At 67.8% G+C, this 15,969-nt stretch carries 17 protein-coding genes; 11 read left to right on the forward strand and 6 right to left on the reverse strand.

Annotated elements, in window-relative coordinates:
* Positions 1-244: 244 nt before the first annotated feature.
* Complete coding sequence (locus ACQPYM_RS31705) at positions 245-3,049, forward strand: S8 family serine peptidase (RefSeq protein WP_433007843.1); 2,805 nt, start codon at positions 245-247, stop codon at positions 3,047-3,049.
* A 42-nt stretch (positions 3,050-3,091) separates the two neighbouring features.
* Here ACQPYM_RS31705 and ACQPYM_RS31710 read toward each other — a convergent pair whose 3' ends face one another.
* Positions 3,092-3,886, reverse strand: a complete 795-nt coding sequence (locus ACQPYM_RS31710; protein WP_433007845.1) for a LuxR C-terminal-related transcriptional regulator — start codon at positions 3,884-3,886, stop codon at positions 3,092-3,094.
* A 78-nt stretch (positions 3,887-3,964) separates the two neighbouring features.
* The gene (locus ACQPYM_RS31715) at positions 3,965-4,336 is read right to left on the reverse strand and encodes a hypothetical protein (protein WP_433007847.1); all 372 of its coding nucleotides are present in this window, start codon (positions 4,334-4,336) and stop codon (positions 3,965-3,967) included.
* Between the two features lie 284 nt (positions 4,337-4,620).
* Here ACQPYM_RS31715 and ACQPYM_RS31720 point away from each other — a divergent pair, with 284 nt between their 5' ends.
* The 3 genes from ACQPYM_RS31720 to ligD all read left to right on the forward strand — a co-directional run bounded on the left by ACQPYM_RS31720 (position 4,621) and on the right by ligD (position 8,140).
* Complete coding sequence (locus ACQPYM_RS31720; protein WP_433007849.1) at positions 4,621-5,931, forward strand: helix-turn-helix domain-containing protein; 1,311 nt, start codon at positions 4,621-4,623, stop codon at positions 5,929-5,931.
* A 1-nt stretch (position 5,932) separates the two neighbouring features.
* Positions 5,933-7,078, forward strand: a complete 1,146-nt coding sequence (locus tag ACQPYM_RS31725) for a branched-chain amino acid aminotransferase (protein WP_433007851.1) — start codon at positions 5,933-5,935, stop codon at positions 7,076-7,078.
* An 81-nt stretch (positions 7,079-7,159) separates the two neighbouring features.
* A complete protein-coding gene (ligD, locus tag ACQPYM_RS31730) occupies positions 7,160-8,140 on the forward strand; it encodes a non-homologous end-joining DNA ligase (protein ID WP_433007853.1) in 981 nt (326 codons plus the stop codon).
* On the opposite strand, the gene ACQPYM_RS31735 is transcribed toward ligD, so the two are convergent.
* Together ACQPYM_RS31735 and ACQPYM_RS31740 are read right to left on the reverse strand one after the other, a co-directional pair.
* Positions 8,141-8,752, reverse strand: a complete 612-nt coding sequence (locus ACQPYM_RS31735) for a hypothetical protein (protein ID WP_433007855.1) — start codon at positions 8,750-8,752, stop codon at positions 8,141-8,143.
* A complete protein-coding gene (locus tag ACQPYM_RS31740; protein ID WP_433007857.1) occupies positions 8,749-9,624 on the reverse strand; it encodes a LysR family transcriptional regulator in 876 nt (291 codons plus the stop codon). Before ACQPYM_RS31740 ends, ACQPYM_RS31735 begins: the two co-directional genes overlap by 4 nt.
* A 110-nt stretch (positions 9,625-9,734) precedes the next feature.
* Between ACQPYM_RS31740 and ACQPYM_RS31745 the strand changes: the two genes are divergently transcribed.
* From ACQPYM_RS31745 to ACQPYM_RS31760, 4 genes are read left to right on the forward strand one after another with little or no spacing between them, the layout of a single operon-like run.
* Complete coding sequence (locus tag ACQPYM_RS31745; RefSeq protein ID WP_433007859.1) at positions 9,735-10,343, forward strand: dihydrofolate reductase family protein; 609 nt, start codon at positions 9,735-9,737, stop codon at positions 10,341-10,343.
* A gap of 43 nt (positions 10,344-10,386) precedes the next feature.
* A complete protein-coding gene (locus ACQPYM_RS31750) occupies positions 10,387-10,962 on the forward strand; it encodes a hypothetical protein (RefSeq protein ID WP_433007861.1) in 576 nt (191 codons plus the stop codon).
* Positions 10,963-11,013: 51 nt separating this feature from the next.
* Positions 11,014-11,529 (forward strand): hypothetical protein, encoded by a 516-nt coding sequence (locus ACQPYM_RS31755; protein ID WP_433007863.1) that lies wholly within the window; start codon positions 11,014-11,016, stop codon positions 11,527-11,529.
* The gene (locus tag ACQPYM_RS31760; protein WP_433007864.1) at positions 11,526-11,765 is read left to right on the forward strand and encodes a hypothetical protein; all 240 of its coding nucleotides are present in this window, start codon (positions 11,526-11,528) and stop codon (positions 11,763-11,765) included. Before ACQPYM_RS31755 ends, ACQPYM_RS31760 begins: the two co-directional genes overlap by 4 nt.
* A gap of 36 nt (positions 11,766-11,801) precedes the next feature.
* Here the strand turns inward: ACQPYM_RS31760 and ACQPYM_RS31765 are convergent, their stop codons facing one another.
* Both ACQPYM_RS31765 and ACQPYM_RS31770 read right to left on the reverse strand, forming a co-directional pair.
* Positions 11,802-12,176, reverse strand: a complete 375-nt coding sequence (locus ACQPYM_RS31765) for a hypothetical protein (protein WP_433007866.1) — start codon at positions 12,174-12,176, stop codon at positions 11,802-11,804.
* A 41-nt stretch (positions 12,177-12,217) separates the two neighbouring features.
* Complete coding sequence (locus ACQPYM_RS31770) at positions 12,218-13,297, reverse strand: substrate-binding domain-containing protein (RefSeq protein ID WP_433007868.1); 1,080 nt, start codon at positions 13,295-13,297, stop codon at positions 12,218-12,220.
* 85 nt (positions 13,298-13,382) lie between these two features.
* Between ACQPYM_RS31770 and ACQPYM_RS31775 the strand changes: the two genes are divergently transcribed.
* From ACQPYM_RS31775 to ACQPYM_RS31785, 3 genes are all read left to right on the forward strand, one after another.
* A complete protein-coding gene (locus tag ACQPYM_RS31775) occupies positions 13,383-13,793 on the forward strand; it encodes a MarR family winged helix-turn-helix transcriptional regulator (protein ID WP_433007870.1) in 411 nt (136 codons plus the stop codon).
* A 221-nt stretch (positions 13,794-14,014) separates the two neighbouring features.
* Positions 14,015-15,667, forward strand: a complete 1,653-nt coding sequence (locus ACQPYM_RS31780) for a purine-cytosine permease family protein (RefSeq protein ID WP_433007872.1) — start codon at positions 14,015-14,017, stop codon at positions 15,665-15,667.
* Positions 15,668-15,714: 47 nt separating this feature from the next.
* Entirely contained in the window at positions 15,715-15,966 is a 252-nt protein-coding gene (locus tag ACQPYM_RS31785) for an urease subunit gamma (protein WP_433023430.1), read from the forward strand.
* Positions 15,967-15,969: the final 3 nt, after the last annotated feature.

The following is a 15,969-nucleotide window of genomic DNA, read 5'->3' on the forward strand; positions in this document are numbered from 1 at the left end:
CGCCCTGTCGGATCTCCGCCCGTGTGGGAAACCCGTCTCCGTGCTGAGCACCGCGGCGCGCAGATTGTTGGTAAGGCTTTTCGCGAAGTCGTAACGCCGACGGTGGGGTTGGCGATGAACGGTGGTGCCGCGCTTGCGGTCCGTTCCCGCCTTGTCGAGGCCCTGGGGGTCTGCGTTGTCCCGCTCTGTCCGTTTGCTGCGTCTGGTCGTGCCTGCGGGCCTGGTCGCAGGTGGTTTGGTCGCTGTGACTGGTTCGTCCGGTTCCGCCGCCGAACCCGGTCCTTACCGGCCGCCGTTCACCGCTCACCACACCGCCGCGAAGACCGAGTTCGAGCCGAACGCGGTGATGGTGAAGTTCAAGCCCAAGGCCACGTCCTCGGCCCGGAAGGCCGCGGTCGCCAAGGTCGGTGCGACCGCCGAGGATTCCGTGACCTCGAACGTCGTGAAGATCACGGGCGGCCTGCCGGCGCCTGAGCTGCTGAAGAAGGTCAAAGCCGACCCGACGGTCGAGTTGGCGTCGCTGAACTACAAGCGCCACATCGCCGCCGCACCGAACGACGAGTACTACACCACCGACCAGCGGACCTACCTGAACACCGTGCGGGTGCCGCAGGCCTGGGATCTCTCGAGGACGACCGGCAACCAGATCGTTGCCGTCCTCGACACCGGCGTCGACGCCGGTCATCCCGACCTGGCCGGGCATCTGGTGCCGGGCTATAACGCGGTCTCGAGCACCCGGCCGAACCCGGTCGACGACAACGGCCACGGCACGATGATGCTGGGCATCATCGCCGCGAGCGCCAACAACTCCATCGGCGTCGCGGGTGTCGGCTGGAATGTCAAGGCGATGCCGGTCAAGGTCCTGGACGCGAACGGCGAGGGGTACGACGCGGACATCGCCGAGGGCATCGACTGGGCGGTCACCCACGGCGCCAAGGTGATCAACCTGTCGCTCGGTGGCGACACCGACAACGTCGTCCTGCACGACGCAGTGAAGCGTGCGGTCGCCAAGGGGGTTGTCGTGGTGGCCGCGGCCGGAAACGACGGCAACAACGTCGTACAGTTCCCGGCGTCGTACCCCGAGGTGCTCGCCGTCGCGGCGACCAACGCCGGTGGTGCGCTGACCCACTTCAGCTCGTACGGCGACTGGGTGGACATCGCCGCTCCTGGCTGGGACATCCTCAGCACCGGTGTCCGGTCGATGACACCGTCAGGCTACGAGCCCTACTGGTACTGCACCGGCACCTCCTGCTCCGCGCCGATCGTCGCCGGGGTCGCGGCTCTGGTGAAGAACAAGCGGCCGTCGCTCACCGCGGCTCAGGTCGCTCAGCGGCTGAAGGCGCTGTCCCGTGACGCTGGTCCGCGTGGCACCGACCCCTACTACGGTGCCGGCATCCTGGACGCGTACGCCGCTCTTGGTGGCAAGTGGACCACGGACTTCCCGGTTGTTGCGCCGGACGGGAATGACCAGCCGGAGCGTGCACTTCATTTGATGACGACTTTTGCCGCCACCCAAATCAGCACCGAAGGCGAGGTCGACTGGTACAAATGGACCGCGACGACGTCCGACAAGCTCCGAGTGACGGTGCAGGGAAACGAGTTCAACTGCAGCTACTCGTCGAACATGGGCCCGCGGGTAGACGTGTACGACAGCAACCTACGGTCGCTCGGCCATGCGGCCACGCCGTACCCGACGACGCCGATCGACCCGGACACGGGCTGTCCGGAGCCTGCCTGGTTGACTGCGACCGTCGACGTCACCATGACGACCAGTCCCATCTTCATTGCCGTGCGCAACGACAACGGTTCGCGGGACACCCGGCGGTACAACCTGACCGTTTCGCCGGAGGGCTCTGGTGGCGCGACCACGGGAATCGACTACCCGGTGCAGGACGTGCAGCCGGCTGATTCGTCCACGGCCGCCGCTGTGACAGTGCGTCCGTCGGTGACGTTTGCACGGGCCGTGGTCGCGGACAGCGTTTCGGCCTCCACGGTACGCCTCGTCAACGGCAAGACCGGCAGCACGGTGGGCGGGACCGTCGCCTACGACGCGGCCACCAGGCAGGCCGTGATCACCCCGAACGCGCCGCTGCTCGACAACGCGCCGTACCGGATCGTCGTAACCGGCGTCCATGAGGCGGACGGGAGTGGGCTCGCGCCGTTCAGCAGCGTGTTCGCGACGGCCGACACGGCGCCGATGCCGGTGGGAACCTTCGACGCGAGTGGGGCCTACCTGGCCGCGAACCTCTCGTGGAAGGTTCCTGCGATGGCCGACCTGGATCAGGTGATCGTACGGCGAAACGCGGGGAGCCAGGTACCGACATTGACGAGCGGGACGCTCGTGTATGCGGGCACGGCGGCTGCGGTGAAGGCGACTGGTCTGGCGCAGGGCACGACATACACGTTCGCGGCCTGGGTGAAGGACCGCAGCGGCAAAGTCAGCCCGGCGGCAGTCACGCGGTTGCTCGGGATGAAGTCGGGCATCAGCACGACGCCGACGCTCATCACGTACGGCGGATCGATCACCCTGCGTGGGAGCACTCTGAGGATCGACAACAAGGCATACGCCGGGCTGGCGGTAAACGTCTATGTGCGGCCGAAGAACGTGTCCACGTTCAAGCTGCTGGCGGCGCCGAAGTCGTCGTCGACCGGGACCGTTGCTGTGGCTCACCAGCCGGCGGTGTCGTCGGTGTACATGCTCACCTTTCCCGGCAACGCGGATCTGATGGGCACCCGGACCGCCGACATCACCGTGCAGGTGACGCCGACGATCTCAGCGACACTGTCGCCGGCGACGATCCGGCTCGGGCAGGCGACAAAGTTCTCCGGGTACGTCGCTCCGGCGCACTACGGCAAGCCGGTCTACCTGCAGCAGTATGCGAACAAGACCTGGAAGTCGATTGCCTCGGTCAAGCTGAGCACCTCCGGCGCCTACGCCTTCGGCATCAAGCCGGCAATCCGCGGCCAGATCGCCTACCGCGTCTGGCTACCGGCCGACGCCGACCACACCCAGGCCTTCACAGCAAACAAGATCCTCACGATCAGCTGACCCAGACGCGCCCCGGTCCGATGCCGACCGGGGCGCCCGCTGCTAGATCCAGCGGCGACGGGCCGCTTGTACGCCGGCCTGGAAGCGGGTCTGGGCGCCGAGTGATTCCATCAGGGCGCGGACCCGGCGCTGCGTCGTCCGCGGGCTGATCCGCAGGTGACGGCTGATCTTGTCGTCGGTCGCTCCCCCGGCCAGCAGCAACAGGATGTCGCGGTCGCGCGGCCGCAGCCCGGAGAACTCACCGCTGAACGGCAGGCCGGGCATCGGGATCGCCAGTCCCCACAGCATCTCGAAGGTCGCGATCAGCCCGTCCAGCAGCCCGGACGAGCGGATCAGCAGGTGGTAGTCGCCCACCGCCCTCTTGGTCAGGCCGATCAGCGCAGTGTCGTCGTCGCCGACCGCCATCTTCATCGGCACCTGCGCGAGCACCCGGCTGACCTCACCGGCCGACTGCAGCGCCGGCAGCACGCCCAGGATGTCCTGGCTCTCGAACACCTCCGTGCCGTAGATCGCCCGGTACCCGACGCCGGCCCGCAACCGATCGAGCTCCAGCTGCTGCTGCGACGACGGCGGAGTCACATACGGCGGCCGATCCAGCACCCGTACTTCGCGCTGCGCGTCCTCCTGCAGCCGCTCGTAGGTGCGCAGCAGCGTCGGCCCGTCCTCGATCAGCTCCACCTGGTCGCCCGCGAAAATCGGCTTGCCCCGCGAGCCGCGCAACTCGTCGGCAACGTTGCGCAGCCGGCTCAGCTGCGCGTCCAACTCGTCCAACGGGTCGGTGAGGATGGAGTGGTGGACGGGGGACGGACCGTCCTGATCCTCGAATTCGTCTGGCAACTGCGACCTCTTCGAACGGTTCCTGCTCGGCGGACATCAGACTAAACGGGCCCCCAGCCCGCTGACAGCGTTCTCTCGTCACGGCCCACAACTCAGGCACGGCCAGACGAGTCCACAGCTGACACACCTCCCATCTACCCCCGGTGCGGCCAGCCGCAACCCATTGACCACCTGCCAATCCATCCGCTGCTCCGCCGGTCGCCCACCAGCGGCCGCAGTACCGGCTGGTGCGGCGGCGCCAGGAGGTGTGGGGAGCCAGCGGAGTTCGGCGCCGTTGCGGCCGTGCACCGCCAGTACCGCGTCGACACCGCCCTCCCAGACCGACGTCACCGGCCATTGCCCCCGCCAGCGCAGCGTCACCGCGCCGTCGGACCACTCGACTCCCTCGGCGACTGTGCCGGACGGCCGGACCAGGTGGAAGAGCCTTGGCTCTGGCTGCGGAGTGTTCATGGTCCAAGGCTGGTTGGTGAGGGGGTGTGGTCACCAGGTGTGAGCTGTGGGCTGCCCGAACAGCCCACAGTCACCACAGCACTGGCAGCACTCGCAGCACTCGCAGCACTCAAAGGCCAGCTCTCCAAGGGTTTCAGGAGGCTGTGGTTGCTGTCTGGGTGCTGTCCGGGCGGCGCCGCGGCGGGTTCTGTCGGTAGGGCCTTGTACGTTTTCGCTACGCACCGCAACCACCAGGCGTGACCAGTGGGCCGGCCAGACCGGCAGCTCGAGCAGGGGAGGATCCTGTGGCTGAGGCAGCGTTCGGCGTGCAGTTGAGGCGGTCCCGGGAGGCAGCCGCCCTGAGCTTGCGGCAGCTTGCCACCCGAGTGGGCTACGACCACAGCTACCTGTCCCAGGTCGAGCGCGGCCGGCGCCCGGGCTCAGCCCACCTCGCCCGCCTGTGCGACCGGGAGCTGGGCACCAGCCCGGCGTTGACGACCGCCTACGAGCAGGCTCATCCACCGGCGCCGCCCGAAGCTGCCACCGGCCCGGCCACACCCGCCGAGACACCGGCTCTCGCAGGGGCCGCTCTCGATGGGGCCACTCTCGAAGGACCGGCCGGGCGGGCTGGGCCGGCCGCCGGGGTGGAGCTGCTCGAGGCGGTCCGGCACGAGCTCGCCGGGTCGTTCGGCCCAGGGCAGGAGGTCGCTGAGTGGCGCGCTGTGGTGAGCAGCCACGGCCGGGAGTTCGCCACGACTCCCCCGGCCGAGCGCCTGCCGGAGCTCACCGCGGATCTCCAGCTGCTGCGTGCGAGCGCCGCGGCTGGTTCGGCTGCTCTTGCTGTTCCAGCGGCTGAGCTGGCCGTATTGATCGCCCTGACTCTCGCGCAGCTCGGCAGGATCCGCACGGCCGGGCGCTGGTGGCGGACGGCCCGCGCGACTGCCGACGGTTCCACCGAGCGCCGGATCGCCAGTCTGGCCCGGAGCTGGGCGGCGACCAGCGGGCTGGCCGAGCAGCGTCCCCTCCGCGACCTCCTCGAGCTCGCCGACGACGCACTGACGCTGGCAGACGGACCGGACGAGGTCGCGCGAGCTCTTGCGGCACGGGCCCGGGTGCTGGCGGCACAGGGCGAAGCAGACGGGGTCGGGCAGGCGGTGCGCGATCTCCAGGCAGTGACGGCCGAGCTGTCGGACCGCGCGGCAGCGAGCAGTTCGCCGTTCGCGTGGAGCGGCTCGGAGACGTGCTCCGTCGAGGGCCGGGTGTGGGCGACGCTCGGCGACACCCCCAGCGCGTACGTGGCTCTTGACCAGGCACTGGGGCTGCGCGCGTCGGAAACCACCGAGCGGGCTGAGCTGGAGTTGGTGGTTGCCCACTGCCTCGTGATGGACGGCGACGTCGCGGCCGGCCTGGCGGTGGCCATGCGAGTCCTGGTGGAGCTGCCCGACCAGTGGCACACCCACCACCTGTACGACACGGCCGGCCACGTGCTGGCCGCAGTACGGGGGTCTGATCTGGGGCGGGCCGCTGTGTGGGACTTCAGCGCACTGCTGAGGCGCAGGCCGTATGAGAACCGCAGTGTGGGCAGCGGCTCGAGTTCCAGCTGGCAGCAGGGGTAGCGTGCCGAGAGTGACAGGCGAGAATCAGGCAGCGACAGTGACAGACGCGTGGGACTTCCAGGTCGAGCTCAGTGCGGCTCCCGCGACAGCAGAGGCCCGTACTGCGGTACTGGCCAAGCCGGGCTTCGGGCAGTCCTTCACCGACCACATGGTGCTTGCCTCGTGGACCAGTGAGCGCGGTTGGCATGACCAGAAGGTGACTGCGTACGCGCCGCTCAAGGTCAGCCCGGCGGCCGCAGTACTGCACTATGCGCAGGAGATCTTCGAAGGGCTGAAGGCATACCGGCACGAGGACGGGTCGGTGTGGGCGTTCCGGCCGGAGGCCAACGCTGCCCGCTTCACCCGGAGCGCCCAGCGGCTCGCGCTGCCGCAGGTGCCAGAGGACGCATTCGTCGCGGCCCTTCGCGCACTGGTGACAGTTGACGAGGTGTGGGTGCCACCAGCGGGCAGTGGCGAGACCAGCCTCTACCTGCGGCCGTACATGATCGCCACTGAGCCCGCACTGAGCGTGCGCCCGGCGCAGGAGGTGCTCTTCGGGGTGATCGCCTCCCCGGCCGGCGCGTACTTCGACACCGGCCCCAAGCCCGTCTCCATCTGGCTGTCCAGTACGTCGATCCGCGCGACCCCAGGCGGCACTGGCGCGGCCAAGTGCGGCGGCAACTACGCAGCCAGCCTCGCCGCACTGGCCGAAGCCGTCGCGAACGGCTGCGACCAGGTCGCCTACCTCGACGCAGTGGAGCGCCGCTGGATCGAGGAGAGCGGCAGCATGAACATCTTCTTCGTGTACGCCGACGGCCGGATCGCCACGCCCGAGCTGTCCGGCTCGATCCTCGAAGGCGTCACCCGCGGCTCGGTACTGGAGCTGGCAGCCGACCTCGGCCACAAGGTGGTGGAGACCCGCATCTCTGCCGACGACTGGCGCGACGGTGTCCGCAGTGGCGACATCGCCGAGGTCTTCGCCTCCGGGACCGCCGCAGTGATCACCCCGATCGGCCGGCTGGCCTGGGAAGGCGGTGAGGTGGTCATCGGCGATCACGCGGTCAACCACGGCGTCGGCCCGGTCACTGCCACGCTGCGCAAGTCCCTGCTCGACCTCCAGCACGGCCGCTCCCCAGACCCCCACCACTGGCTGACCCGCCTCGCCTGACCGCAGTACGACGGCTGCCACGGCTCAGTAGCTGGGCCGTGGTTGCTGCCGGATGTCGGACCGGCCGGTTAGGTTGTTGGCATGGCGGAGTCGAAGGCGAGCAAGAGCAAGTCGCCGGCGGTTGAACTGGAGGTCGGGGATCGGACGGTGCGGATCTCCAATCCGGACCGGGTGTACTTCCCCGCGCGCGGTGAAACCAAGCTCGACCTGGTGCAGTACTACCTGTCCGTCGGTGACGGGATCGTGCGTGCACTGCGGGAGCGGCCGTGCATGATGCATCGGTTCCCGTCCGGCGTGGCCGGTGACAAGGTGCACCAGAAGCGACTACCCCAGGGCGCTCCGCCGTGGATGGAGACCGTCCGGGTGCACTTCCCGCGCTACAACCGGACCGCGGACGAGTTGTGCGTCACGGAGCTCGCTCATGTGGCGTGGGCGGTGCAGATGTCGACGGTCGAGTTCCACCCCTGGAACTCGCGCCGCGCCGACACCGAGAAGCCCGACGAGTGGCGGATCGACCTCGACCCGATGCCCGAGTGCCCGTTCGACCGGGTACGCCGGGTCGCGCACGTCGCGCACGAAGTACTGGACGACCTGGGCGCGACCGGTTTCCCGAAGACGTCCGGCGGTTCGGGAATCCACATCTATGTGCGGATCAAGCCCGAGCACGGCTTCTCTGACGTACGCCGCGCCGCGCTCGCGTTCGCGCGGGAGGTCGAGCGGCGCGCGCCCGAGGACGTCACGACGACCTGGTGGCGCAAGGACCGCGACCCGAAGAAGCTCTTCGTCGACTACAACCAGAACGCCCGCGACCACACCATCGCCAGCGCGTACTCCGTCCGCGGCAACCCCGAAGGCACTGTCTCGACCCCGATCAGCTGGGACGAGATCGACGACGTCGACCCGAAGGCCTTCACCATCGCGACCGTCCCGGACCGCTTCGCCAAGCTCGGCGACCTGCACGCCACCATCGACGACACCGCCTACTCCCTCGACACCCTGCTCGAGTGGGCCGCCCGAGACGAAGCCGAAGGCGCCGAGGAACCACCTCCGCCGGACGAATAGCTAGACCGTACGGACCTCGATGGTCGCGTCTGTGGTGAAGGCGGCGAGCAATGGCACCAGCTCTTCCTTTGTCAGCGGTTGATCGCCGAAGAGCGCGGGGTCGGGCTGAAAGTGGACGACCGTGCCGGTGTGCGGGCCGGCCTCGATCTCGGTCAGTTCGCTGTCGGGCAGGCCGTGGTTGTAGCGGCGGAGCCAGGCGCCGTCGAGGCGGCGGTTCTCGTGGGTGAGCCAGGTGCTGAGCGCCGCGACGACGGACATGCCGGTCCGCGGGAGGCCGTCGGGGAGTTGCTCGGCTTCGGGTTTGTCGAAGAAGCGAAGATCGCGGGTCGCCATGATCGGCTTGACCACCGGCTTGCCGTTGTCGTCGAAGAACACGTTGGTGCCGCGTCCGTTGTCCTCGACCGAGATCGAGCCGTCGGCGTGGAGCGTGACCAGCACGCGGTTCGTCGTACCGGCTTCCGCTTCGTCCACCGGGTAGGCGACAACCTCCAGGACGAGATGGACGAGGCCGCCACGCGAATAGCGAGCCGCGTCGGCGCGGATCGCCGCGATGTGGGCAGCGTCCGACTCCGCGGACCATTCGTGCGTGGTGACTGGTGGCAGATTGTTCATTGCGCCAACTGACGAGCGGAGTCGATGAGGGCCTGGATCAGGGCGGCGGAGGCGGGTGGGTCTGGCGGTTCGCCGTAGGTGACGGCGAAGATCCGGCGAGGAGAACTGTCGAGTTCGGTGGCGTGGATGTCGGGTCGGCGGTGGGCTCGGAGCGCGAGTCCGGGCAGGGTGGTGACACCGACACCGGCGGCGACCAGAGCTTGTACGACGACCATGTCGTCGCTGTGGGAGCCGATGCGGGGCGTGAACCCTTCTCGCTGACACACCTTGGTCAGTTCCTCCTGGCAGCGCTCGCAGCCACCGATCCAGGCGGAGTCGCGGTGGTTGGCAAGGCTGTCGCCGGCCTGCTGGCTGATGAGGTAGATCGGGTCCTCGCCGACCTGCACGAGGCGGAATCCGTCCTCCTCGATCGGGGCGTCGGCGTACCGGAAGATGAGGGCGACGTCGATCTCGCTGTGCCGCAGCATCTGCAGCGCTTCGACCGGATGGCGGTCGAACACGACCAGCTCGACGCCCGGATAGGCCTCGGCCAGCAGGCTCGCCGCCTGGGGCACGATCGTGGCCAGGGCCGACGCGTTGGCGGCCACCCGGACCCGTCCGGAGCGGAGGCCGACCTGGGCCGCGAGTTCGCTGGTCGCCGCGTCGAGGCGCCCCAGGATCTCGCCGGCCCGGTGGGCCAGCAGTTCACCTTCGGGGGTCAAGCGGATCCCGCGACCGACGCGCTGAACGACCTTGACCCCGACCGCCGCCTCCAGCCGCGACAGGTGGTGGCTGACGGAGGGCTGCGAGTAGTGCAACTCCTTCGCCGCTTCGGTCACCGACCGGTGCCGCGCCACCGCGGCCAGAACCTTGAGGTGCACCAGGCTCACCATGGATCAACAATATCAATGCGAATCCTCCAAGATCGGCATTGGACGACATGAATGCGGGCGCCTCATGCTTGCGGTAGCGGCATTTCATCCGATCTCCAGGGAGGCACCTCATGAGCAGGGTCATCGCCAACATCACGGTCTCTGCCGACGGCTACGGGGCCGGCCCGAACCAGACCGAGAAACGCCCCTTCGGCGAAGACGGCGGTGACGGCTGGGGGGACCGGCTGCACGCCTGGATGTTCGAGAACGCCGACGAGAACCGGGCCGAACTCGACCAGATCACGCCGTCCGGGGCGTACATCATGGGCCGGAACATGTTCGGCCCGGTGCGGGGCGAGTGGGACCGTCCGTGGAACGGGTGGTGGGGTGAGGATCCGCCGTACCACACCGACGTTTTCGTGCTCACCCATCACCCGCGCGATCCACAGCCGATGGAGGGCGGCACGACCTACCACTTCGTCACCGACGGCATCGAGGCGGCACTGGACCGGGCGCGGGCGGCAGCCGGAGATCGCGAGATCTCGATCCAGGGCGGCGCGTACACCATCAACCAGTACCTCGCCGCCGGCCTGATCGAGGAACTGCGGCTGCACATCGTGCCACTCACGCTCGGCGGGGGCAGCCGGATCTTCGACGGCGTCCCGGCCCTGCAGCTCGAGCAGGTGTACGCGAGGGCGGCTAGCACGGTCTCGCACGTGACCTATCGGGTCCTGCGCTGAGCCGAAGCGCTGAGCTTTCCAAGACGTTCAAAGGAGTTCGACCATGCAATCTGATGACTTGCAGGCCTTCATCGACGAGGTGGGGCACGTCGTCGGCAGCAGCGACGACCAGTACGAAATCACCCAGCGGGTCGCGCCGCTGCTGTCAGCTCTGTTAGCCGCCGGCTACCAGCTTCCGCCGGAGTTCGTCCGGCCATCACCGGTGCGCCATCTGACATATCCGCTCTACATCGCACCTGACGAGAGTTGGTCACTGGCGTCGGTGGTCTGGAACATCGGGCAACGCACGCCCGTACACGGACACGAGACCTGGGGCGTCGTCGGAATCTACTCCGGCACGGAACGAGAGATCCGGTACGTCAAGCCCACTGGTTCCGCGGTCGGCAAACCCCTGACGCCGGCCGGTGAGCACGCCTGGCAACGCGGGCAGGTCACCGTGTGCTGCACGACCGACGACGACGTCCACTCCGTGGTGGCGACCGGCGACGAGCCCACCGTCGGCATCCACGTCTACGGCGGCAACATCGGCACACTCAACCGCCCGTCGTACGACCCGGCAACTGGCGCGGTCCACTGGTTCGTCTCCGGCTGGGACGACCTTCCGGCTGGTGTTTCGTGATAGAGATGAGCGCCCGCTGGTAGACGCGGGCAGGGCGCCGGGGGAGATTTGATGGGTCGGCGCGGATGGCTGGCGGCTGCCGGGGTGGTGGTCGTCGCGGGTTGCGCCGTTGCGGGCGGGGCGGCTTGGCGAGGGCACGCAGACGGCGGCGAGTCGCCGGCTCCGGTTCCGGTTCCGGTCTCGAGTAGCCCGCTGCCGACCGCAGTACAGGTTGATGCTGCTGCCAAACCCGCTGTCGATGCCATCCTGCGGCGTCGAGCAGCCGCGGTGCTGAAGAAGAACGAAGCTCAGTTCCTGGCCGATGTCGATCCGCGGAACAAGAAGCTGCTGGCGGCCCAGAAGGTGTTGTTCGGGAATCTTGTGCAGTTCGGCTTCGCGAAACTGAGCTACGTGCCGGGACAGCCTCAGGTCAAGCAACCGCTGATGTCGCCCTCCTGGGGTACGGACCGTGGGCGCCGCGCTGGCTTGATGAGGGCGCGGCCGGGTATGTCGAAAGTCAGCCGATCGCCGGTGAACCGGACGCCGACCTCGACCGGCACCGAAAGCTGGCCCGCGCGGAGTACTTGAGTAAGGCGAACACGCTGCCGTCCGACGAGCAGTTCTACAAAACGCCGGACAGCTCGTACGCGATCGGCTGGCTGGCCGTCGACCACCTGGTCCGCAAGTACGGCCGGGCCAAGGTCCTCAGGCTCTGCCAGGAGCTGGCCACTCGAGGAACCGACCAGAGCCGGCGCGACCTGATCATGACCGCCCAGCTCGGCCGGACCGAGCAGCAACTGTTCGCCGACCTCAAGCGTGGCTAGCCGTCACTCGAGCGGCGGTGGCTTCCAACTCTCGGTTCAGCAGTCGAGTTCGAAGACCAGGAGGGCTTTGCCTGTTGGGGAGGTCCAGCGGTAGGCGACCAGGCAGGTGTCGGCGCCGTCGGGTGGCGAGCCGTCGTCGCGGATGTAGTTGGCCAGGACGAACGGCCGCCAGACTTTGCTCCGGCCGTCGAACCGATGGGCGCCGACGCCGTGATCCTCGAACCGGCCGATCAGTACCGGCTGGATGCGGGGGTCGCGCAGCAACCCTTCGACGACGCTGCGATCGAGCCATTCCCCGTCGTCCTCGGTGAAGGGCTGGCCGCGCAGGATGATCTCGTCTCCGTGCAGTGTGTTCGGGCGGATCGAGAACTCCGGCGCGGGGATGAGCAAGTTGGCGAGTTCCTGCAACATGCCGATCGACAGTAGCCGAGATCCGGCCTGCTGGGGATGGCTCAGCCGATCTTGGCGATCTGATCTTCCACGGTGAATTCGAGTCCGTCCGCGACGGCCAGGTAGACATCCTGGTCGACGAGGTTTCCGTCGAGCCGCAGGAGCCCGCGTGGGCTGTCGTAGAAGTGCCCGGTGGGCAGTGCGGAGACCGCGTCGATGGCGATCGAACCGGCCATTTCGCCCAACCGGGCAAGGAATCGAACCGCCTCGTAGCAGGACTCGCCGACCGCGTTGAGGGCCGGCGCCCAGGTGCCGAAACGGGTGTAGTAGTCCCGGGCGAACTCACCGCTCTCGACGGTGGCGAGGCCATCGAAGTACGCCGCTGCCGCATACAAACCCTTGTTTGCCGTAGATCCGGCGGCCAGCAGGGTGTTCTCCTCGATGGCCGGGCTGAGCCGGAGCAGTCTGTCGCTCAGGCCGGCCTTGGCGAACTGGCGGTTGAAGTGAACGGCGTCCTGGCCCATCAGCAGCATGATCACGCCATCGACCTGGGTCTGCTCCAGGTCTTGGATCACGCCCTTGAAGTCAGAGGTGCCCAACGGAACGAAGTCCGCTTGCACCACCGAAGAGCCCGACCCTCTGAGCGCTTGCGTGGTGGTCGAGGCAGTCACGCGCGGATAGACGTAGTCATTGCCGACCACGGCCCAGCGGCGTACGCCGTGCTGTTCGCGGATCCAGTGTGTTGCCGGAAGCAACTGATTGACCGGGCGCTCGCCGAGCATGAAGACGCCAGGGGTGTCGTCGCTGCCCTCGTGCATCGCGGCGAACGCGTAGACGACCTTGCCGCCGATCCGTTGGGTGAGGGCCACGCGTACGGCGGAGATGTGCCAGCCCGCGACGGCATCGACGCGGCCGCTGTCCACCAACCGGCCGACCTCCTCCGCGACGACGGCCGGCCGACGGCCGGCATCGACCTGGACGAGCTCGACCTGACGCCCGGCGATCCCGCTGCCGGCATTGAGCTGCTCGACCGCGAGCTGTCCGCAGGCCAGGCAGGACGGACCGTAGATGCCGGTTGGGCCTTGTAAGGGCACCACGAACGCGATCGACAGCACCTCGCGTACGCCGGAATTCCTCAGCATCGTGACCAGTGTGGCGCAGTCCAGGTGGAAAATCGGAGTGCTGAGCTATATTCGCCACACCGTGAGACAGCGTGAGGACTGACCGATGACGTCGAGCTTGCTCCTGCTGCTGAAGCAGGCCGAACGCCGGATCGAGCAACAACTGCTGCCGATCCTGGCCGAGTTCAGCCTGTCGCTGGAGCAGTGGCGGGTGATGTCGGCACTCGCGGACGAGCCCGGTCTGCCGATGTCCACCCTCGCCTCGACCGCGGTCCTGCCGAACGCGAGCCTGACCCGGCACGTCGACAAACTGGTCGAACGCGGTCTGGTCGTCCGGCGGATCCACGCCGACGACCGGCGTCGCGTGGTCACCGCGTTGTCCCCGGTCGGCACCACGGTCGCTGAGCGGCTGCGCGCCGAGGAGCGCCGGATCGAGTCCGCGATCGCCACCGAACTCGGCGACGACCGGCTGCAAGGTCTCGCCGGCGGACTCCGCCAGCTCCAACGCTCACTCTGACGCGGGGCCCCCGCCGTCCGCGGAGCAGCCATCGATTGCGGGGTCCGTGGCCCCGGCGGGCGTAGTACGGATGTTTCCAGATGGAAATACACGAGCTTAGCGAGTTGGAAACACCCACGTAACGCGGCGTTCCTAGGTTCCTTCCATTCGGGTGCATCAGTTCCGGCAGCGTCGCCGGGCGCCTTGCACCATCCCGCCCGAAGGTGCCGCAGGAGTTCGCCATGACCGTTGAACCCTCGATCGACCACCGCAGTGCCACCCCGCCGGAACCCACCGCCGCCACCCGCGAGACGCTCGAGGACTACACGCTGCGGTTCGCGCCGCGCTCGTACCGCAAGTGGTCGACCGGTGTCGTCGCCGTCTCCGCGCTCGGCGGTATCGCCTACCTGGCCGACTTCGCGATCGGCGCGAACATCGGCATCGCCTACGGCACCACGAACGCCCTGTGGGGCATCGGCATCTTCGCCGTCGTCATCTTCGCGACCGGCCTGCCGCTCGCGTACTACGCCGCGCGCTACAACATCGACCTCGACCTGATCACCCGCGGCAGCGGCTTCGGGTACTACGGGTCGGTGGTGACGAACGTGATCTTCGCGTCGTTCACGTTCATCTTCTTCGCGCTCGAAGGCTCGATCATGGCCCAGGGCCTGAAACTGGGCCTGAACATACCGCTCTGGCTCGGCTATGCCGTCTCGACGGTGGTGATCTTCCCGCTGGTGATCTACGGCATGAAGGTGCTGTCCACGCTGCAGGTCTGGACGACGCCACTGTGGTTGCTGCTGATGGTGCTGCCGTTCGTCTATCTGGTCGTCTCGCACCCGGAGTCGGTCTCGTCGTTCTTCGACTACCAGGGCGAGGAGGGCAAGGGCGCGACCGATGTCGGCTCGATGCTGCTCGCGGCCGGCGTCTGCCTGTCGCTGATCGCGCAGATCGCCGAGCAGATCGACTACCTGCGCTTCATGCCGCCGAAGACGCCGGAGAACTCGCGTCGCTGGTGGACCCACATGCTGCTCGCCGGACCGGGCTGGGTGATCTTCGGCGCGATCAAGCAGGTGATCGGCCTCTTCCTCGCCGTCTACCTCATCGCCAATCTGACCGACGGCGCCGCGGTGGCCAACGAGCCGGTCCACCAGTTCCTCGAGATCTACCAGGGCTTCCTGCCCGGCTGGCTCGCGATGACGCTGGCCGTAGTACTGGTCGTCATCAGCCAGGTGAAGATCAACGTGACGAACGCGTACTCCGGTTCGCTGGCGTGGACCAACTCCTACACCCGGCTGACCCGGCACTATCCCGGGCGACTCGTGTTCCTCGGTCTCAATCTGGTGATCGCGCTCGTGCTGATGGAAGCCAACATGTTCGACTTCCTCAACACCATCCTCGGCTTCTACGCCAACTGCGGCATCGCGTGGATCGTGGTCGTTGCCTCCGACATCGTCTTCAACAAGTACCTGCTGAAGCTGTCGCCGAAGGAGCCCGAGTTCCGTCGCGGCATGCTCTACGCCGTGAACCCGGTCGGGTTCGTGTCGATGGCGGTCGCCGCGGGCGTCTCGATCCTGGTGTTCTTCGGCGGACTCGGCGATGCGATCAAGCCGTACTCGCCGCTGGTCGCGATCGTGCTCGCCCTCGTCCTGCCGCCGGTGCTGGCCATCGCGACGCGTGGCAAGTACTACCTGCGTCGCACCAGCGACGGGATCGACCTGCCGATGTACGACGAACACGGCAACCCGTCGGGCGCAGTACTGAGTTGTCACGTGTGCCGGCAGGACTACGAGCGCCCGGACATGACTGCCTGCGAGACGCACGACGCGTATGTCTGCTCACTCTGCCTAAGCACCGACAAGGTCGCCGATCACGTCCTGGCGGCCCAAACGTGAACTTCACCCCATCCGAAATCGAAAAGCTACTGCTCTCCGTGGCCGGCATGGTCGCCCGCGACCGCCTGGCCCGGGGGGTGCTCCTCAACCACCCCGAGGCGGTCGCCCTCCTCAGCACCTGGGTCATCGAACGCGCCCGCGAAGGCGCCCTCGTCGCAGACCTGATGGAACAAGGCCGCCTGGTACTCAGCCGAGACCAGGTGATGGACGGCGTCGCGGACCTGCTCACCGACGTACAGGTCGAAGCAACGTTCCCCGACGGCCGAAAACTGGTCACTATCCACAGCCCCATCATCTGAACG

The sequence above is a fragment of the Kribbella sp. CA-294648 genome (assembly GCF_050943845.1).
Taxonomy (GTDB): domain Bacteria; phylum Actinomycetota; class Actinomycetes; order Propionibacteriales; family Kribbellaceae; genus Kribbella.